Annotated in this window: 18 protein-coding genes and 1 pseudogene; 14 read left to right on the top strand and 5 right to left on the bottom strand. The window is 55.1% G+C overall.

Features of this window, described 5'->3' with window-relative positions:
* Positions 1 to 417 (bottom strand): annotated as a pseudogene (locus tag DA915_RS13715) (DUF4817 domain-containing protein); the annotation flags it as partial.
* Between DA915_RS13715 and DA915_RS13710 the strand changes: the two are divergent.
* The 4 genes from DA915_RS13710 to DA915_RS13695 all read left to right on the top strand — a co-directional run bounded on the left by DA915_RS13710 (position 416) and on the right by DA915_RS13695 (position 4,916).
* A complete protein-coding gene (locus tag DA915_RS13710) occupies positions 416 to 739 on the top strand; it encodes a hypothetical protein (protein WP_107676158.1) in 324 nt (107 codons plus the stop codon). The pseudogene DA915_RS13715 and the gene DA915_RS13710 sit on opposite strands and share 2 nt — an antisense overlap.
* A 562-nt stretch (positions 740 to 1,301) precedes the next feature.
* Positions 1,302 to 1,988, top strand: a complete 687-nt coding sequence (locus DA915_RS13705; protein WP_153064549.1) for a hypothetical protein — start codon at positions 1,302 to 1,304, stop codon at positions 1,986 to 1,988.
* 12 nt (positions 1,989 to 2,000) lie between these two features.
* Positions 2,001 to 2,384, top strand: a complete 384-nt coding sequence (locus DA915_RS13700; protein WP_107676156.1) for a hypothetical protein — start codon at positions 2,001 to 2,003, stop codon at positions 2,382 to 2,384.
* Positions 2,385 to 2,735: 351 nt separating this feature from the next.
* Positions 2,736 to 4,916, top strand: coding sequence for a hypothetical protein (locus tag DA915_RS13695; RefSeq protein ID WP_107676155.1), 2,181 nt, complete (start codon positions 2,736 to 2,738; stop codon positions 4,914 to 4,916).
* Here DA915_RS13695 and DA915_RS13690 read toward each other — a convergent pair whose 3' ends face one another.
* Positions 4,917 to 6,074 (bottom strand): DGQHR domain-containing protein, encoded by a 1,158-nt coding sequence (locus DA915_RS13690; protein ID WP_192886488.1) that lies wholly within the window; start codon positions 6,072 to 6,074, stop codon positions 4,917 to 4,919.
* Positions 6,074 to 6,940, bottom strand: coding sequence for an HNH endonuclease (locus DA915_RS13685; RefSeq protein WP_107676153.1), 867 nt, complete (start codon positions 6,938 to 6,940; stop codon positions 6,074 to 6,076). Before DA915_RS13685 ends, DA915_RS13690 begins: the two co-directional genes overlap by 1 nt.
* 239 nt (positions 6,941 to 7,179) lie before the next feature.
* On the opposite strand from DA915_RS13685, the gene DA915_RS13680 reads away from it, so the two are divergent.
* Genes DA915_RS13680 through DA915_RS13635 form a run of 10 tightly spaced genes read left to right on the top strand, consistent with a single transcriptional unit; the run spans position 7,180 to position 15,533 of the window.
* Positions 7,180 to 8,097, top strand: coding sequence for a hypothetical protein (locus DA915_RS13680; protein ID WP_107676152.1), 918 nt, complete (start codon positions 7,180 to 7,182; stop codon positions 8,095 to 8,097).
* Positions 8,094 to 9,218, top strand: coding sequence for a DGQHR domain-containing protein DpdB (dbpB, locus tag DA915_RS13675; protein ID WP_107676151.1), 1,125 nt, complete (start codon positions 8,094 to 8,096; stop codon positions 9,216 to 9,218). Before DA915_RS13680 ends, dbpB (DA915_RS13675) begins: the two co-directional genes overlap by 4 nt.
* A complete protein-coding gene (gene dpdA, locus DA915_RS13670) occupies positions 9,215 to 10,582 on the top strand; it encodes a tRNA-guanine transglycosylase DpdA (RefSeq protein WP_107676150.1) in 1,368 nt (455 codons plus the stop codon). Before dbpB (DA915_RS13675) ends, dpdA begins: the two co-directional genes overlap by 4 nt.
* Entirely contained in the window at positions 10,500 to 11,606 is a 1,107-nt protein-coding gene (dbpB, locus tag DA915_RS13665; protein ID WP_107676149.1) for a DGQHR domain-containing protein DpdB, read from the top strand. The genes dpdA and dbpB (DA915_RS13665) overlap by 83 nt, the downstream gene beginning before the upstream one ends.
* The gene (gene queE, locus DA915_RS13660) at positions 11,603 to 12,235 is read left to right on the top strand and encodes a 7-carboxy-7-deazaguanine synthase (protein ID WP_107676148.1); all 633 of its coding nucleotides are present in this window, start codon (positions 11,603 to 11,605) and stop codon (positions 12,233 to 12,235) included. Before dbpB (DA915_RS13665) ends, queE begins: the two co-directional genes overlap by 4 nt.
* Positions 12,232 to 12,588 (top strand): 6-carboxytetrahydropterin synthase QueD, encoded by a 357-nt coding sequence (gene queD, locus DA915_RS13655; protein ID WP_107676147.1) that lies wholly within the window; start codon positions 12,232 to 12,234, stop codon positions 12,586 to 12,588. Before queE ends, queD begins: the two co-directional genes overlap by 4 nt.
* Positions 12,578 to 13,312 (top strand): 7-cyano-7-deazaguanine synthase QueC, encoded by a 735-nt coding sequence (gene queC, locus DA915_RS13650; RefSeq protein WP_107676146.1) that lies wholly within the window; start codon positions 12,578 to 12,580, stop codon positions 13,310 to 13,312. Before queD ends, queC begins: the two co-directional genes overlap by 11 nt.
* Positions 13,305 to 13,871 (top strand): VUT family protein, encoded by a 567-nt coding sequence (locus tag DA915_RS13645; protein ID WP_107676145.1) that lies wholly within the window; start codon positions 13,305 to 13,307, stop codon positions 13,869 to 13,871. The genes queC and DA915_RS13645 overlap by 8 nt, the downstream gene beginning before the upstream one ends.
* The gene (locus DA915_RS13640; RefSeq protein ID WP_107676144.1) at positions 13,868 to 14,773 is read left to right on the top strand and encodes a hypothetical protein; all 906 of its coding nucleotides are present in this window, start codon (positions 13,868 to 13,870) and stop codon (positions 14,771 to 14,773) included. Before DA915_RS13645 ends, DA915_RS13640 begins: the two co-directional genes overlap by 4 nt.
* Positions 14,751 to 15,533 (top strand): HAD family hydrolase, encoded by a 783-nt coding sequence (locus DA915_RS13635; protein ID WP_107676143.1) that lies wholly within the window; start codon positions 14,751 to 14,753, stop codon positions 15,531 to 15,533. Before DA915_RS13640 ends, DA915_RS13635 begins: the two co-directional genes overlap by 23 nt.
* 598 nt (positions 15,534 to 16,131) lie before the next feature.
* On the opposite strand, the gene DA915_RS13625 is transcribed toward DA915_RS13635, so the two are convergent.
* A complete protein-coding gene (locus tag DA915_RS13625; RefSeq protein ID WP_107676141.1) occupies positions 16,132 to 17,622 on the bottom strand; it encodes a hypothetical protein in 1,491 nt (496 codons plus the stop codon).
* Entirely contained in the window at positions 17,609 to 18,088 is a 480-nt protein-coding gene (locus DA915_RS13620) for a hypothetical protein (protein ID WP_107676140.1), read from the bottom strand. Before DA915_RS13620 ends, DA915_RS13625 begins: the two co-directional genes overlap by 14 nt.
* Positions 18,089 to 18,108 lie beyond the last annotated feature (20 nt).

Genomic DNA, 18,108 nt, shown 5'->3' with positions numbered 1-18,108 from the left:
TTCCTGGGCACTCTCTTCTCCACTGCAAAGATCGAGGACCGCGACCTGCTTCAAGGCCTCAGGATAAGCTGGACGCCAGGATCGACCGGCCATCGAAGTCCTCGCCTCCGGAAACGCCTCTCGAACCCATGCCGTCAAAGTTCCACGACCGGGATAACCCAACGCTCTCATCGTTGAAGAGATACAGCGATCGTGAGTGCGGTAGTGCTCAAGTGCCACCTGCTTCTGGGCCTCGGAAAACTTCGGCGCGCGACCCACAGAACGAACCCGCAGGTCTTGGTGCTGCTCGTATTCGCGGTACCAGTTCCTCAGCGCATTCTTGGTCGGATAACCCAATTGGCGGATCGTCGCCTTAACCCGCTTGCCGAGCTTAATATACAGCTCGACCGCGCGAATTCTGTCTGTATGGGAATACATGAACTACCTCCTGGTGGTCCAAGTTTTCGTCCGCATCCCCACCGGCTCAGTTCTGCGTGGAAACCAACAACTTGCGGGCTCCGATAATAATGCGCTCGCGGCTGGTTTCGACAGGGTAAACAATGAGCGTTCATACCTGGCACTCACTTGTGATCGGGGACAAACGTGGACCGATGTGTCCGGTTCAATCCAGGTTTTTGCAAAAGATCCAAGGCACGCCATGGCTCTGATCTCTCATCCAGACGGGCGGGTTATCGTGGCTGTGCAGGACTTTGCCAGCGCCGCGATCGTCTTTGCCGAGTTCGTCGGCTTGGAGGTTTGATGTCTATCGCACCATCTTGCACCGGAGACTTTCATTGTGAGGAGCGGACCAGCAACGTTTGTCGCCGGAAAAGGGTGAGGCGCGTAAAGTCGGAAACCAAAATTTCAAGGGTGCGATCGCCGATCCTCCCACGGCCAAGAAACTTCTGGCGCTCTTGATCTGATTTCGAGGGCAGTGATATGTACGAACTGTTCAGTCCAATACAGTCTTATGTTTTAAGATTCATTATTTGTTGTACAGATGCAACAGACCTTTGATACAACTTAGGATAATATTTTCATTATAAATTACTTTGCGTTTAAGCGGTATAGATTTTCTCTTTGGAATATTTCTTGTCTATTCAGGAGAGGATTCTGCTGGCCTTAAGCGCTTTGATTGTCAGGAGGGGGCTTTGGCAACTAGAATAGCGTTCATATGCGTGGCCGTGTTAGCTTGCATAGTTCAAACCAGTTGCGGAACTTACATTCCTAGCCAACGTGATTGGCCAAATGTTGACTCACGTCTCGTTGAAGACATGAATTCGACACTTGTTCGAAGCGTAGTATGTGAGTTGAGCTACGCCGTGACACTTGCCGTGATGAACGACCTTGAACAAGCAAGGAAGAGGCCGAGCCTGAAAGCATACGGAAGCTTCCTCGCTGACTGGGGCGTCGAAGTTGCGACTGACCTAACCGTCACTGAAAATTCGACAATTGCGCCAGGTTTTAGCTGGACGCCGAACAAGCCCATTTCGATCGCAGCGGGAGTGAGTGCCCAGGCAACCTCAACGAACGATAACAAGTACAATATCTTCTATCCACTTTCGGCTCTCTACAGGCCGGATATCTTCAAGTTGGGCACAACGACACGGCCATGCCGCGATCCGAAGGGCAACAAGGAAGGTTCGCCGCTCGTTGACATCGACCTTCGCATTCTCCCGTTGCTCGAATCCCGTATCCAGGTCGTGCAGTTGGGTCTAGCCACTGATACAAAAACAATGGAAGTGCTCGGTGTGAAGAACGTCCTCACACAGACGGTGTCGATCAAGGAAAAGGTGTCGGGCGACGTCACGCCAAAATGGGAGTTCACGACGAGGAACGTGAACCCATCCGGAACGTTCTTGAGCGCCAGCAGGGAACGTACGCATCAACTCGTCTTCACTTTCGGTCCGATGGAGCCGAAAAAACGCCAACTGACGCCACTGGCTGAACAGTTCCACCTCAACGAGCAACTCAAAGCAGGCCTACGGGGAACGCGGAATTTTCAATAGGAGGGGTGAATCATGAAAAAACCGAAAGAGGCGAAAAACGCGCGCGCTAAGGTGCAAGCTCAACCAAAGCCCACGGCAATCGTTGCTGCGTCGGGCACGACGCGCAAGGCTGTTGCCCGACCAAGAAGGCGCAATATCGAAGCCGTCATCAAGAAGCTTGACGTTTCCACCCTGCAAGAAGACCAGCTTTCGGAGCTTCTTCTCCACGTGGCGTCGTCACTAAACCTTCGAAAGGCGCTGGACAACCCTTCACTGTCGCTTCCGCCATCGTCCTCGGGCCTCTGTTACACCAAGGCTGGAGACAGCGACACGGTCAGCCTCTGGAGGGGGCTCTTTAAGGAAGGCGAAACGACTGAAGCTAGCGCAGAGGCACGCGGAATTCCGCCCTGCGGTTAACGAGCAGCGTAAAAACAAACTTTCCATCTGCTGCCGCAACGCCGCCGGTCGGATCGACGTTGCGACTGCTTTCCTTGGTGCACTTGGTCATTACAGCCGTAAAACTCCCGACACAACCACTGAGGTCCGTGGACATGAGCGGGATGCGGCCGGTTAAGCTCGATCATCGGCATCTCTTGATAGGATTCGAACCGTTGGCCCGGCTGTAAAAGCCCGACGAAAAGCGGTTCCCAATAACAATACCTCAATGCCTCGAAATGACACCTGCTATCGCTCGGCGAGTGTGCAACCGCGACGGCGCGACGTATAGTCTTCTACAGCGCTTGGGCGCACTCGCGAAAGGCTGACACAATGATGCCGGGTGACGACCCTAAAAATCGGGATAGAACCTATTCGAACAAGATCCGGTATATCATTGTCTTAGCAGATGAAACCCTGGAGGTGGCGAGCCTTTTCCAGGGAATATCGCCGAGTATGATGGATATGGAATGGGCACTGAAACTGGTCGCCACGTTGCCGACCGACGTCCTTGAGTTCGGATTGTCCCTGGAAGCCAGAACCGGGCGGCGGCTGACAGCACATGGCTGGAGTTGGACGCCCCTCACCCTCAGCAACTTTGTGAAACTCACAATTCCGATGGAGGACCCCTTCTGGGTCGTCATGACCGGGTCGGACAAAACTTTTGCTGGCGTGGCGGAGTGGGAGAGGCGGCAAAAATTCCCGGTACTTAAGGTCTCCACCATTGGAAAAAAATCGCTAAGGCCGAAGAATACGAGATGGACCCATGTACGTGAGCATCTTGCCAGGGTCGCACAGGTGCTACGCGTCCTTGACCAGCGATTTCCGATCGAAGATATGTCAAAGACCCTTTCGGCTTGGCGCGCACCCGAGGCGCCGGTTCTTGATCTCGTCGCAAAGCCGCACAACAGCACGATTGCAAATCTCGTCACGCTTCAATCGCTCGGCTACCGTTTCAAGGCTGAGGCGCCGCTCGCTTCGCCCCCTGGTGACGAACGACCTCACGTTAATGCAATGGAGGAGACGGCTCGCGCCGTGATCGCCGTTCAGGATGATGTCGGGTTCTTCCCAGCCCTCATGTCCCACCCTCCAAAACCGGATCGAATCGTCCTGGCGCCGGCGCTCTATGCCCACACGCGCGAACGCCTTCCAAAACCTGAGCCCGACGACCCGCCGGGGCTAAGGGAAACCATTCGCTTGCTGCAGCAACAAACAGGTTACATATTTCACGGGGCGGGCAAAGCCTTGGCACCCATGATGCTGCCTGCGGGTCAGTTTGTTCTTGATGTGCGTATGAGAGAATTGCATGTGCAAACCGCTGCGGCCGCCCTTCGATCCGCTTCAACAATTGCCGCGACAATTCGGTTACCGAACGGCGTGAACCTTACGCCCGAATTGTCCAATTTTACCGGCTATGCCCGGGGCGATGGGAGCAACGCGAGGAATAATAAGGGGGAACGGGTTTTCCAATCGGTCCAAACGGCGCTCGCAAAGCACACCCCCGCTCAATTGCTCGACATCGTTGCAAGCAGTCAGTCCGGGGTGAAACTGATTGCCGACGCCCCGCTGGAATGGCTACCCGTCGGCGATCTACCGATGAGTATTGCCCTCGACGTTTCGCGCATTCCCGCGACGCCCGGTAATCTGATGATAACGCAGTTGGCTAGGATCGAAACGCTATATCTCGACCCGGATGCGTTCTCCGAGGTACTGGTAATCTCGTCCTTCGGCACGTCTGATCCGATCCGCAACGACGTTCGCCACGCAATGGCTATCATGGCTAGCAACTCCAGCGATCGGCTCAAAATTCGACAGGTGACGGTCAACAGCACCGACGAATTCGTGACTGCCATCAATGATTTTCACGGCGCGATGATGGTTTTCGATGGCCATGGCTCACACGACAAAATCAGCGGAGTGGGCGCCTTGCATGTCGGCTCAGAGAAAATCGACGTCTGGCAACTGCGCGGGAGGATACGTCCGCCACCCGTGGTGGTTCTCAGCGCTTGCGACACACAGTCACCTGACCGGACGCACGTGACTGCTGGCTCTGGCTTCCTGACCTGCGGGGCGACCGCGGTAGTGGGCACGTTCCTTCCGGTGCGCTCAAAGAGCGCCGCGTTGTTTGCCGCGCGCCTAGCATTGCGGGCCGCCTGGTACACCCACGCTGTTGTCGGTGGCAAAAGACCGATTCTTTGGAGTGAAGTCTTCGGCGGTATGCTTCGGCTTGATTACCTGTCAGACCTTATGGGCCGGCTGGAGAGGGAAAAGCTTGTGACCCAAGCTTCCGCAATCGCGTTGAGAAACGAGGTCAACATGCATGTCCACACCCGGGACCCCGACTGGTGGCCGCAGGTAAAACAGAAGCTTCAAGCCGCCTCCGGGCTCGATGATGCGGCAATGAAGTCATTGATTTCAAAGACGGTCGCCGAAGGGGACAGTGTTCGCTACACCCACATCGGTAATCCAGACCTCTTATGCATCACCAGTGCCGAGGTGTTGAACCCGAGATAGCTATTCGGCTCCCTGAGGAGGTGCTGCGCCGCCATGCTCGGCGAGATGCACCTGAAGCCAATTGCGATCGATCACCTTCAGTCCTTCGTACCAAGGTTCCGAAGCTGCAATGTTTGACGATAGATTCTCCAAGTCGTTCATGATCTGATCGCGCCCGGCACGGGTGTCATAGCTTGTGCTGGCCCAATCCGCTTCGAAGAAGCGCGGCGTCAGCGTATTCAGTATATCCCGCGTAACGCTCTTGACCTTTTCAGGATCGCCGGCATCGACCTGATCGCGCAGACGGGGGTTTCGCGCCCACGATTTCATTGTGGTGCATACGAACTGCGTGACACAAATCAAACCCACCTTCGACATCAGTTTGCTGCCTTTTACGAAAAGCGCGGGCCACTCCTCTTTTATCACCGACCATAGTGCGATCAGAAATGCGTTAACGCTGTCGAGGTCCTCGAGTTCACCAGGGCCGAGAGACCTAACCTCGGCTGCCATCGATTCGATTGCTGATGGCGCGACTACCCGGGTGTCGGCCGAGTTGTTCGGCCAATCCACGATTCCTCGGAAGGGGCTTTCCTCGTCCTCGTCTAGAACCCCAACGGATCCAAGATTCGGATCTTGTGAAAGACGAGCCGTTCGCAGCCTCGCTGCAAGTTCGTCCTGCGAATAGTTAAGCGCGAGTGCCCGAATGTGGTCCGGAGGCACCTTCGCTGACTTGTTGTTGATGACGAGAAACTGAAAGGCCATCTCCAGATCCGTGGCCTCAAGGATCGCAACAATTGGCACAAGTGTAGCGTCATCAGCGGCCTGCAGTCCACGTAAACGATGCTGGCCATCGATGATCAAACCGGGCTTGGGATGGTTGGCTTCTGCCACGAACTTGATCTTCGCGACGCTTCCTTGAGCTTCGATGGCGACTCCCCTGAGGCCAACCACTATCGCAGTCGGAATCGTATTGTTCGGATCGTCAGCAAAGAACCGCTTGATACTCGAAATCCTGCTCTTTTTGGGCTCTCGTTGCGGACCGAGCTTATTGTCGGGGCTCAAACGATCGACGTCTGCCCAGGCGCCCACCTCACCCGCCCGCGCATGAAAGAGTGCAAGGAGTGGACCACCGCCGTCCGCGCGTTGGTGAAAAACGAAAGCGTCGTATTCGTACTGCATCAGCCCGGAATCCATTTTACCATTGTACGTCCCTCGTCATGCACTCGCATGTTGAAGAAATCGTAGCCTTGATCCTGATCTATTTTAGCGGGACGGTCTCTTGGACCGATTGTTAAGAAGGCATCACGAAGTGTGGTCCCGTTTGCTCGCGCATAAGCCATCGCTGCGCGCATGTGAAGGGCCATTTGCACCTTGCGCGGTACTGGCGGCGGCAAGTCGTCCTGGTCGTCGGCATCGGAAAACACGACCGGCTGAATCCAAGCGGTGTGCCAAGTAGCAAGATCGCTTTTTGCACTGTTGCATTGCTCACAGGCAGGAAGCAGATTACTTTCATTAGAATCCCCGCCGAGAGCGCGCGGCCAGACGTGATCGGCGGTTGCCTGCAACCCATCCGGAGCATCTTCAAAAACAGCCCCAAACAACCTACCGCAACTGTAACAGTGGTGCGGCCCGGCTCTAAATACGAGCTTGCGCAGTCCCGGGCCTGGCACCCTGTGCATTTGCTCGGCGCTGACAAGAATCTCCTCGATTAAATCGCCGAAGTTCGCGCTATATTCAATCGGAGTTAGTTGAATAACGTCACAGGTGCGTGCTCTGAGTTCTCGTAACTGGTCGTCTCGGTTCGTCGGAAAAACATACCTCACGTCATCGGCTAGCCTGATAAGGCGTTGCTGAAGATGTAGCAGTGAGGCGCCAACCAGAAAATTCGACCAGTCTCCATAGCGCCTGCCAAACCGGAGGCCAGTCTCGAAGAGGGCGCCGGCCAGATAGCGGGCTTCCTTGTGGTTCGCCAGAAGCAAAAACAGCAGCCGCTCGCCAGAAGTGGTTGGGTGCCAAGGTTCGGGATCGTCAATGAACTCGATCATGTGCCATCTAAAATTTTTTGTCTACGCGCTGGAAACTACAGCCCGACACTTACGAAAGCCACCGCTTTTTGGAAATGTTTGCCGTTCAACGTGGCGGGCGTGACACGCTTCTGCAGTTAATCGTGGATACGAAAATCCTGGCGCAGTTTCTGGGTTGACCTTAGACACCTGCCGCAGTTATCTCCATTATCGAATTTTGACGACGCTCTAATTGTGTCGCGCTATCGGCTGGAATTAATATGCATGCAATCATTACCGCTTGCACCAATGGTAAGCATCACGACGCCGATATGCGCACAACGGCTCGCGACCTGCCCGATGGCAGCCTTGGTGATGTGAGCGCCGAGTGGAAGAGCCGTATTTCTCTCGCCCCGAAGGTCGCGGTCGCGAAGGACCTCTATAGCGGAAGATCTTTTTCGCTGGCGATGTCCGCAGCTGCACGAGTCAAAGCCAAACCTTATGTTATATCGGCTGGTCTGGGCTTTCTGGAATCAGAGCAACAAGTTCCTGCTTACAATTTAACGGTCTCGCCAGGCGCTGCAGACTGCGTGTTGCAACACATCAAGCCTAAGGCATCTGGAGCCGACTGGTGGCAAACGCTGATCGATCTGGACGACGTACGCGCCACTTTGAATTCTATCGACGGCCTGATCCTTGTTGCCGTTGGGTCAGCGTATCTAAGGATGCTGGAGCCGGTTTTGCTGAGTCTTCCTGATGATTCCCTGGAGCGCCTTAGGATTTTTGCGGGAGCCGCTAATTCGACCACCTCGATGCGTCTCGGGGCTCAAATTCTACCGTATGACGCGAGGCTAGATGGCCCGCAGAGTCCCATCCCCGGCACAAAAATCGATTTCGCTTCAAGGGCGCTTTACCATTTCGTGACGACGGTCCTGCAGGACCAACCGAACGGCAAGGTCGTCAGTCAGGCAAAACAGGTCGAGACCATCATGTCGACATGGACCAGACCGAGCGTGTCGGTAGGCACTCGCCGTTCCGATGCCGATATCAAAACTCTCCTGCGCCAACATTGGGATCGAACTGGCGGTTCGACCACGAAGCTTTTGCGGGTGTTGAGAGATGAGCTGGCTATCGCTTGTGAACAAAAGCGATTTGCACGCCTCGCAGGACAAGTGCGAAGCGAGGGGGTGCGCGTATGACGTCCGAGACAGAAAGCCTCGTTGTCCGAGCGGTCCGGACGCAGCAGGGCGATGCAATCGATGTCTATGCCTTTTTCCTTTACGGATCAGATTTGACGCGTGTCGCCGATATCAGCCGGATCCATAGAGATGAAAAGGATCTGAAAGGTTTCCAACGAAAGGAAATCCGAAGTCACGTTAATTCAATCGTCGAGTTCCTTGACAGTGGGCCTGTTCTTTTCCCAAATGCGATTACTCTTGCGTTCTCACCAGAGATCCACTTTGAGCCGTCGCGTGGGCCAAAACCCAACGGTCTCGCCGAAGTCGGTGTTTCCGGTACCCTGACCATCCCCTTTCGAACAGCGGGTGACCGGGCTGCCTGGATCGTCGATGGGCAGCAGCGTTCACTCGCACTTGCCAAGGCAAAGAACAGCCGATTTCCTGTCCCCGTTATCGGTTTCGTCTCCCGAGATCTTCAAATTCACCGGGAGCAGTTCATACTCGTGAACAAGGTGAAGGCACTAGACGTGCGCCTCATCAACGAGTTGCTGCCAGAAGTTGGAACCCTTCTTCCCAAGGATCTGGCGGTCAATAGACTGCCGAGCGAACTCTGCAACCTCCTCAACAGGCAACCGAAATCGCCTTTCTACAAGCTCATCAAAAGAGCGTCCGATACCGGAGATGATGCGAGTGTCATCAGCGACACGGCACTGATTGCAGCTATAAAGCAAAACCTGCGGCCGCCCCTTGGCGCGCTCAGCCAATATAAGCACTCTCCCGAGACAGCAAATCCCGACGCGATGTACGAGACCTTGTCGCTTTATTGGTCGGTCGTGCGAGATACATTTACAAACGCGTGGGGGCGCGCGCCCACCGAGAGCCGCCTGATGCATTCGGCGGGCATTAAGGCGATGGGGGCGTTGATGGATCAGATCATGCTCCGAGCCGACAGTTCGGAAAACCCGGATGCCGAAATTCGTGAGGCGCTGAAACGGCTCAGTCCATATTGCGCCTGGACGGACGGCGTTTGGTCAGATCTCGGCTGGGCTTGGAATGAAATTCAGGGCACGCCACAGCATATCACCAAACTAGCCGACCATCTGATGCAACTCGATCGCAGGCTATCGAGGCCAAGCCGATGAAGTTCATTTTCGCCGACAGCCTCGATCACGTGGACCCCGGCTATGATTTTGTCCGCGATCGATATTCGGAGGGGCGCGTTCCGTATTGGGATGATGCATATCCCCATGAAATCATGGGTTATGCACCCTATGACGGCATGCTCGTCTCCCGCGGCATCGTTGGAGGTGCGGCGGTCGGAGGCAAATACACCGAGGCGCAAGCAATGCGGTTTCGTCGCGTCGGCGCGCGCGAGTTTTTAAGGCTTGATAAGCCACCGTTCGATATGCTTCCTATCTTCGGTGACTGCGGTGCATTTACCTATCACAAGGACGAACGGCCACCCTACACGTCGGAAGACACGGCCGAATTCTATGACGACGGCCGCTTCACGCATGGCTGCTCGGTCGATCATATTATCTTCGACTTTGATGAGAGCAATGTCGGCTTTGAAGGCGGCACGGCTGACGCTCGCCGGCGCTTTGACATTACGCTTGAGAATGCGGCCGAGTTCCTCACTGCGACCTCCCACATGTCCCACCGTTTCGTTCCTCTCGGCGTTATCCAGGGGTGGTCACCAGGGAGCATGGCGGAAGCGGCCCGCAGGCTTGTCGCCATGGGCTATACCTATCTCGCCCTCGGCGGCACGGTGCCTTTGAAGGCACCCCAAATCAAGGCCTGTTTGCGCGCCATCCGTGATGTGATTCCGCAAAACATCCGCCTCCACATCCTCGGATTTGCCAAGGCAGACGAAATCGAGACCTTTCAGCCTTTTAACATAACCAGCTTTGATACTACTTCGCCGCTGATCCGTGCGTTTAAGGATGCAAAAGCGAACTATTATCTACCGACGCCAAGCGGCGCTCTGGCTTACTACACCGCCATACGCGTGCCCCAGGCGCTCGAAAATCCAAAGCTCCAACGCTTGGCTAAGCAGGGCGCCCTGAACCAAGAGAAGCTAGTCTTAATGGAAGCCGATGCGTTAAACGCGCTTCGCTCCTATGATCGTGGCGATCTTGGCCTGGAAGATACCCTTGAAGCCGTGATAGCCTACGCGGCGCCGGCGCTAATGGGCGCACCAATCGGCGATCTCCCGGGCGTGAAGGCGATAGACGAGTTGCGAAGCCGCTATAGGCGCACTCTCGCTGATAAGCCGTGGAAGATGTGCGAATGCCCTATCTGCAAGTCGCTCTCAATTGAAGTCGTGATATTCCGAGCCAGCAATCGAAACAAACGACGCGGCATTCATAACCTCGGGGTCTACGAAGCCCTCGTTCGCAAGCTACCATGCAGAAGTGAAGTAAATGACGATATTCAAATTTCCGGCAATCAAAGCACGGCAGAGCGATCAGCACACAGTAGTCTCGTTTGCAGCCCTTGCCTCTGAACTACAGCAATTTGCCTTCATCGAGCGCGTCGCGCGCGACAACAGCGGCAAGCTCAGTGGTTTTCAGCGCCCGCAGATTGCCGGCCATATTCGCGAGATCCGTGATTACCTCGAAAAATCGGAAGCTATCCTGCCCAATCCTATCGTGGTGGCATTCACATCGGGAATGGAGATCGAAGATGTTGATGACCTCGGGCGCTGCGTGGTGAAGATTACGGCAGACGAAGGTCCTGTCGGCTTTGTTGTCGATGGACAACAGCGGTTCACCGCGCTATCACAACTGCCGGACAAAGATTTCCAAGTCTTTATCTCGGGAGTTGTCTGCGAAGATGAAGCTGAACTTCGCCGCCAGTTCGTCCTCATCAACAACACACGACCGCTACCAAAGTCGCTGATTTACGAACTGCTTCCGACCGTCGGTGGTTTGCCACGACGGCTCGGCGATCGCGCTTTTGCCGCCGAACTTGCAGCGCGGCTCAACTTTGACGCCAAGTCGTCGCTTAAGGGCATGATCCATCAGCACACCAATCCTGCCGGTATCATACGCGATACCGCTATTCAGCGGGTCGTGATGAATTCGGCGACCGACGGGGTCATGCGCGAAATGATGCGCGAGCCCAACGGTGAGGATCTCTGCTTCGAAGTGATCAACCAATTCTACGCCGCCGTCAAATATGTGTTCAAGGACGACTGGAAAGATCATACGCCGAAGACTTCCCGCCTCGTCCATGGTGCAGGAATTATGGCCCTCGGCTATGTTATGGAAGTGCTGGCACTGCTGGACGGCGCACGCACATGGCAGGATTTCTCGAAAGGTCTCTCCTCTCTTGTTGGGAAGACCGCATGGACCTCCGGTCATTGGCAATTCGCGTCTGATGACCAACGGCATTGGAAATCAGTGCAAAACGTCAATCGCGACATTGTCAGCCTTGCGCAGTATCTGATTACAATTGTGCGAGCCGACGCCAAAGCGCGCCGGGCGGCCGTTATTGAACCGCCGAGCGGTTTGCCGGAGGACGCATGACCTACGCCGTCAAGGAATTGTTCAAGACACTCCAGGGCGAGGGCGCGCAGGCGGGCCGCGCTGCGGTTTTTTGCCGTTTCACGGGATGTAATCTTTGGTCAGGTCGGGAAGAGGATCGTGAGAAATCGATCTGCCAGTTCTGCGACACTGATTTTGTTGGGACGAATGGTATTGGCGGCGGCAAATTTGCCAATGCCGAGATTCTCGCCCAAGCTATCGCCTCAACTTGGGGATCGGGCAGTCAAGGCCGTTTCGTGGTCTTCACCGGCGGCGAACCGCTGCTGCAACTGGACACGTATTTGATCGAAGCCGTCCATGCTGCCGGCTTTCTGATCGCCGTTGAAACCAATGGAACGATTGAAGCGCCGGCCGGGATAGATTGGATTTGCGTCAGTCCAAAAGCGGGCTCTGAAATAAAACAGTTGCAAGGAAACGAACTGAAGCTTGTCTACCCTCAGGTCGACGCCGGTCCCGATCGGTTCGCAGATTTGTCGTTTGACCACCACTGGCTTCAACCGATGGACGGCCCCCGACGCCTTGAGAATACCGCTGCAATTGCCGCCTACTGTCTCGAACATCCACCATGGCGCCTGAGCCTCCAGACACACAAGTTGATTGGTATCCCATGAAGATCACGCAAGCCTTCACCTTCGAGGCAGCACATCGCCTGCCGAATGTCCCCAGCAGCCACAAATGTCACCGGATGCACGGGCATTCCTACCGCGTCGAAGTGCAGTTGTCTGGCACGGTCGATCCTCATACTGGCTTCGTAATCGATTTCTTTGATGTCGAAAGCGCGTTCAAGCCATTGCTGGAGCAGTTGGACCATCACACGTTGAACGATCTTGAAGGTCTTTCCAATCCGACGGCCGAAAACATCGCTGTATGGATCTGGAAAAGAGCCAAACCGCGTCTCGATCAGTTATCGTCGATCAAGGTCTTCGAAACTCCTTTTTGCTGGGCGGAATACCATGGCGACTGAAATCCAAGGTGCGCTGGTGCTTTTCTCGGGTGGACAAGATTCCACGACTTGCCTTGCCTGGGCGCTCGATCGTTTCCCACGCGTTGAGACTGTGGGGTTTGACTATGGCCAGCGGCACAGAGTGGAGTTGGATTGCCGCTCAAAATTACGCACCGAACTCTCTGCGATCAATCCGGCCTGGGCTGAACGCCTTGGCGGGGATCACACGATCTCGCTCTCTGCGCTGGGCGAGGTCTCCAACACGGCGCTGACAAAAGACATCGAGATCGAAATGGAGAGCACGGGGCTCCCTAATACATTCGTACCGGGCCGTAATCTGATTTTCTTGACGTTTGCCGCAGCACTTGCTTACCGCCGCGGTCTGAAGCATGTGGTCGGCGGCATGTGCGAGACCGATTATTCAGGCTATCCGGACTGCCGGGATGACACGATCAAAGCGCTTCAGGTCGCCCTCAATCTGGGCATGGAAACGCGATTTGTGCTCGAGACCCCGCTCATGTGGATCGACAAAGCGGCGACCTGGCAGCTTGCAAGCAGCCTGGGTGGACGCCGGTTGATAGATGTTATCATCGAGGATACCCACACCTGCTATCTCGGCGATCGCGGTCAACGGCATGATTGGGGTTTTGGATGCGGTGTGTGCCCCGCGTGCGACTTGCGTGCCAAGGGTTACAACAAGTTCATCGCAGAGGAAATCCACACGGTGGAGACGGCTCATGGTTGATGCAGATCGTATTCGTCGCGTCGAGGGGATTGTGTTTCTACTTGCCTTCGCAGGCTGCGTGCCGGCAGCCAATTTTATGATCGGTCACATCGGGACGGAGTGTATACCCAACGGACCGTGTCTCATCCCGGTGGGTTTTGGTCTAACGGCGCCAAGCGGCGTTCTGCTTGTTGGTCTGGGGCTCGTGCTTCGTGACCTGGTTCAAAGGCGTCTCGGGCTGGCCTGGTCTGTGGCAGCGATCGTGATGGGCGCGATCTTGTCAACGACATTTACCGCCCCGTCCCTCGCCCTTGCCTCGGCTTCAGCCTTTTTAGCCTCCGAGATCGCCGATCTTTTTGTTTTCACGCCCTTGCAGCGTCGCGGCCTGCTTATTGCCGCCCTCAGCAGCAGTGTCGTTGGGTTGATCGTCGATAGCGCCATGTTCCTGTGGCTGGCTTTTGGATCGTTGGATTTTCTCGCAGGCCAGGTTCTCGGAAAAGCCATCATGGTGACAGCGAGCCTTCCCTTCCTGCTCCTGCTTCGTAATCGCGACCGCAAAATGGGGCTCTACCCGGCATGAGCAAAAACCTTACAAATGCAGAAGACCCAGTCGGTCCATTTCAAGCGATTTGGCACGCGTTGTGGGGCCACCGCTTCGAGCACTATCCACAGGTGGCTCAAGACGGCGACGTCAAACATCTCAAAACAAATCTGGTGCTTGAGCGTGCCAGCCGTGAACTCGCGAACTTGACGCTCCCCCCTGACGGGGGCCTCGAAGCCACCTTGAAGCTTGCCCGGCAGTCATTGGACGAAGTCAAGGCGTTGACTGACTACCAGGATGGCAAGGCAACGCGGTTGCTGACCATCATCACATTCCTGAGCGCCTTTTCCGGCGTTCTGTTTGGCCGGTTTGCAGACACTTACCCTCTGCAAACGTTCTTGAGCGATGTCTCCATCAGCAACACTGCGACATTTCGCAGTGCGCTCGTGCCTGTGTCGTACTTTCTATTCATCGTATTTGGACTATTGGCGGTATCCGGCGCCCTCGTCACGTTCCACGCGATCCGCGCCAGGTTCCGCTATCCGAAGGTCGCCAGCGACAACGGCAAACCAAAATCCTACGTGTTCTTCAAGCCGATCGCCGAGGTTTCGCCGGAGGATTGGAGCAAGGCCTTCCTTTCCGATGACCCCAGTAAGCTTAAGGGCGACCTGCAACTCACATACCTTAAGAATTATATTACCGAGACCTATCTGGTGGCAACGAAGGTGGCCGACAAGCTAAGATATCTCGAGCCTGCCCAACAGTTGCAATCATGGGCAATTAAAGCCCTGCTTTTTTGGCTAATCGCGTTCAGCGCAACGTTTGTCTTTGTAAGCCCGCCACAAAAGGATTCTAATGCTGTGATTCGAAGCGCTGTCACCGACGACTGCGCCACAGGCCAAAAAGATACCACACTCAATGCTGGTCGCGACTGCAAATAGAAGAGAGCGCACTTTATCGGCGCAGGTGGTATGCCTGGACGCCGACAATACGCTTTGGGATACGGACGGGGTCTTCGCGGTCGCCCAACTTCAGTTGCTCACGGACATCGCCGAGGCATTGGCGAAAACCGTCGATGTACCCGATCACCTCTCCTACGTGCGAGAGGTGGACCAGGAACTCGCATCCCGTCATCATCTCGGCCTTCGTTACCCGCCTCGCCTCCTGATCGCTGCCTTATGCCATAGGCTCGACGGGAGCGATCCAACCACTGCCGCGCGAACAGCATGGAGTGATCCGACCGCGATACCGCTGTCGGATGATGCCGTTGAAGCGACCGAAAGCCGATACGTTTCAAGTCTTCGCGACACGCCTAAGCTTTTGCCAGGGGTTCCCGAGGGGCTGGAAAAGATGCACCGTGCCGGCGCGACACTTGTCATCGTCACCGAAGGCGGAAGGCAGCGGGTCCAAAATGTGCTTCGGGCAAACGATATTGATCAATATATCGACCGCGTCATCGATGCTCCAAAGCGCAAAGAGTTGTTTGTCCGCTTGAAACGGCTTTTCGGTCCGGCGGTTCAGGTGTTCATGATCGGCGATCAGATTACCCGCGATATTATCCCAGCTGCAGCAGCCGGCATTCAGGCGATCCATGTCGAGGGCAAATTCAGACCGGTATGGGAAATTGGCTCCGAGACTTCAATTTCCCATAAAGCGCCTACGTTCCGATCTGCAGCAGACACTGTTCTCGCAAGCGCCTGAAGACGAACCATATCGTTCTGACCTTATGACGACGGCTTGACATCGTTTGGTTTTTCACCCTCTCGGCGGGAGATCTCAGCGTCAATCGCCGCCCTTATAAAGGCCAGCCGATCTTCGCCCGGCCGTAGATACGCGTCCATGCGCGCCCTTGCACCGTCGGGCAAGGTTAGGTTGATATTCTCCGAAAATTTCTTTTTGCGGCCCATGGCTTGCGGGATCGCACGCGAAATATTTCGAGTCAAGATCACCTTAAATCATGTACATGTTATTGACCTTATATCGTGTACATGTTATGCCTGTAATATCATGTACACGATATAAAAGGCACCAGAATGAGCAGAGAAAAACCGAAAGTCGCGTTGAAACGTACAACCGATGGCTATCAGGCCGATAACGGCCGGTTCCAGGTGGCGCGGAAACCAGGCCGCAGTTACACTAGGGGTCCATTTCGCACTTACTGGGATGTCTCCGATCGACAAACGGGGAAAAGCCAGGTCGGATTATACTCGCTAGAGGACGTCCGAGCATGGATACTGAACGCCCGTGAGAACGCAAAATAGGCGCGAAATCGCGCCTATTTTCTCAATGCGATTTTTGACTACGCGTCAATGGTCTGAGTCAGATCAATCCACTTGTCAGACAGGATTTTATCGACGACAGCGTTGATAATGTATGCTGTGTTCTGTGCCTGCCCGACGGCCATATCTTTGCCGCCGGTGCTTTTCAAGGGAAGGCGACGTATCTTGCCATCCTTGATCTTCGTTCCGGTCAGATCGGTCCAATGCTTGCGATACCGTTCCCACCGAATTTTTGTGAGACGTTCGCGCAACTCATCAAGCGATATGACAGGCTTTTGCTCCCAGTTGCTCTTTTGCTTTTCAACTTCCGCCTTGAACGCTTCATCGACGGTTTTGCTGGCGTCAGGAACACCGATTGCCGCAGCCAGTGGACCAATTTCATCAATACGCGCCCGATGATACGCCAATGCAATCGCCTTCAGAGCGAAGGGCCAGCCGTGCACATAGATGCGACGGAATGGATCACTGTTTGCCGGGGTGTTTTCCAGCCACTGAGCCGAGAATTGCTCGCCAAGCATTGTGAGAAAATCGCTAGCGAAGGGTTCAAAATAGGGCACGTGGAACCGCTTGAAATGTTCTGGCTTGATGCGACCCTGGCTTATAACGTTCAGCAGCATCTGCTCCATGGTGCTGAGATCGACGATATATTTCGTGGCGGTTTCGCTCGTGCTTGTATTGCGGCCCGTCGCAAGCCTTTCCTCGAAAACCGTGCCCTGCTGAGCAGCAAAGCGCAGTTCGCTGAGGGCAGACGAGGTATCCAGGCTGATGACCAGATTCTTGTTTTTCTTTGATCCCCTGCCGTTGCGATCAGCGAAACTCTGGCCGGCCTTGCGTTCGTCGACGTTGAGTTCAACTTCCAGCGTAATGATCATGTCGTCCAGAGCGCCGGCCTCGATCGCATCCTTGGAATTTGCTACGGCGAAAAGTGCCGCAGTCTGTGTCTGCCCGTCTGCCTGCATGATGGGTGCTTTGGGAAGATAGACCATCCCGTAGAGACCATGCGGATTGGTCTCGTCCAGAACGACGAATACGGTCCTGTCAAACACCTTAGACGACTGCCATCCAGATATGGTGGGCAAGAACAGCGTGCGGTCGCCGCGGATGCCCTCAAGCAGATAGTCCTTGAAGTCGTTCTTGTTCGCCGCCTTCTGACCCTTGAAGTCGCTCTGGGTGCGATCGTGCATGTCTTTCATGCCAAGGGCATTGTAATCCTGTGGCGGCGGGTTCGACGGATCGTACTTGACGAGATCGACAAAGGTCTGAAGCGAAATGTTCAGTGTGACGGCTACCCGCGACTGGCCGGCTTTTGCGATGAATCCTTTTCTCGAAAGGATGCCATTGACATTGCTGTATCCTGCCGCCGGCGACTGGAACTCGTAAGCCCCAGTCTGCATGGCCTGCAGAGCCTGCGGATCGTCCTGAACCCTGAGGATCCTCAAGCCGCCATAAGCTGCATCCTTAGGAATGGAATCCGTGTGAATGACCTGGGGTGTAAGATTAGGAATTTTCATTGTCGTTCCTCGCTCTGGTTTGGATATTTGGTATTTTAGGAAGCATAAATTTCGTCGTCCGGCCGGTGACGTTGCCGGCGCCGCGCATCCAATCGGGAAGGGTGACGAGTTCAAGGTTCAGATTCATCACCTCGTTTGCCAGAGAGACTTCATCGGCAAAAGAAAATGCAGCGACGACTCCCCGGACGGCCCGGAAGCCGAGTTCTTTCCGGGCAAGTGCGACGTAAGTGAGAATTTGGCCGATCGCGCGATAGTCTGCGTGAAGCTTGAATTCCCATTCACGGATCGTGTCGTGGAGGTCAATCGTCCGCATGTCTGCTCTCAGACGTGACAGAACGTATCCCTGCTCCTTCTTTGCCAAGTGTTCGTGCGGACGCGCTCTGCCCAGATGCTGGGCATAATAATCGCGAACTTCCCGTTCCTTGGCACCGTTGTCGTCGCCCTCTTCCACCGAAATCTCTTTCATCAACCAATCAATCTCAAAAC

The sequence above is a fragment of the Agrobacterium sp. LAD9 genome (genome assembly GCF_003031125.1).
Taxonomy (GTDB): Bacteria; Pseudomonadota; Alphaproteobacteria; order Rhizobiales; family Rhizobiaceae; genus Agrobacterium; species Agrobacterium radiobacter.
This window is presented reverse-complemented; position numbering and strand designations above follow the sequence as displayed.

What these genes read in the sequence shown, in the direction of transcription:
- queC (WP_107676146.1), top strand. Translation starts at nt 12,578, where the DNA reads ATGGCGACTGAAATCCAAGGTGCGCTGGTGCTTTTCTCGGGTGGACAA.
- DA915_RS13645 (WP_107676145.1), top strand. Translation starts at nt 13,305, where the DNA reads ATGGTTGATGCAGATCGTATTCGTCGCGTCGAGGGGATTGTGTTTCTA.
- dbpB (WP_107676149.1), top strand. Translation starts at nt 10,500, where the DNA reads ATGACGATATTCAAATTTCCGGCAATCAAAGCACGGCAGAGCGATCAG.
- DA915_RS13625 (WP_107676141.1), bottom strand. Translation starts at nt 17,622, where the DNA reads ATGAAAATTCCTAATCTTACACCCCAGGTCATTCACACGGATTCCATT.
- DA915_RS13700 (WP_107676156.1), top strand. Translation starts at nt 2,001, where the DNA reads ATGAAAAAACCGAAAGAGGCGAAAAACGCGCGCGCTAAGGTGCAAGCT.
- dbpB (WP_107676151.1), top strand. Translation starts at nt 8,094, where the DNA reads ATGACGTCCGAGACAGAAAGCCTCGTTGTCCGAGCGGTCCGGACGCAG.
- DA915_RS13695 (WP_107676155.1), top strand. Translation starts at nt 2,736, where the DNA reads ATGATGCCGGGTGACGACCCTAAAAATCGGGATAGAACCTATTCGAAC.
- queE (WP_107676148.1), top strand. Translation starts at nt 11,603, where the DNA reads ATGACCTACGCCGTCAAGGAATTGTTCAAGACACTCCAGGGCGAGGGC.
- DA915_RS13640 (WP_107676144.1), top strand. Translation starts at nt 13,868, where the DNA reads ATGAGCAAAAACCTTACAAATGCAGAAGACCCAGTCGGTCCATTTCAA.
- queD (WP_107676147.1), top strand. Translation starts at nt 12,232, where the DNA reads ATGAAGATCACGCAAGCCTTCACCTTCGAGGCAGCACATCGCCTGCCG.
- DA915_RS13680 (WP_107676152.1), top strand. Translation starts at nt 7,180, where the DNA reads ATGCATGCAATCATTACCGCTTGCACCAATGGTAAGCATCACGACGCC.
- DA915_RS13685 (WP_107676153.1), bottom strand. Translation starts at nt 6,940, where the DNA reads ATGATCGAGTTCATTGACGATCCCGAACCTTGGCACCCAACCACTTCT.
- DA915_RS13710 (WP_107676158.1), top strand. Translation starts at nt 416, where the DNA reads ATGAACTACCTCCTGGTGGTCCAAGTTTTCGTCCGCATCCCCACCGGC.
- DA915_RS13690 (WP_192886488.1), bottom strand. Translation starts at nt 6,074, where the DNA reads ATGCAGTACGAATACGACGCTTTCGTTTTTCACCAACGCGCGGACGGC.
- DA915_RS13620 (WP_107676140.1), bottom strand. Translation starts at nt 18,088, where the DNA reads ATGAAAGAGATTTCGGTGGAAGAGGGCGACGACAACGGTGCCAAGGAA.
- dpdA (WP_107676150.1), top strand. Translation starts at nt 9,215, where the DNA reads ATGAAGTTCATTTTCGCCGACAGCCTCGATCACGTGGACCCCGGCTAT.
- DA915_RS13635 (WP_107676143.1), top strand. Translation starts at nt 14,751, where the DNA reads ATGCTGGTCGCGACTGCAAATAGAAGAGAGCGCACTTTATCGGCGCAG.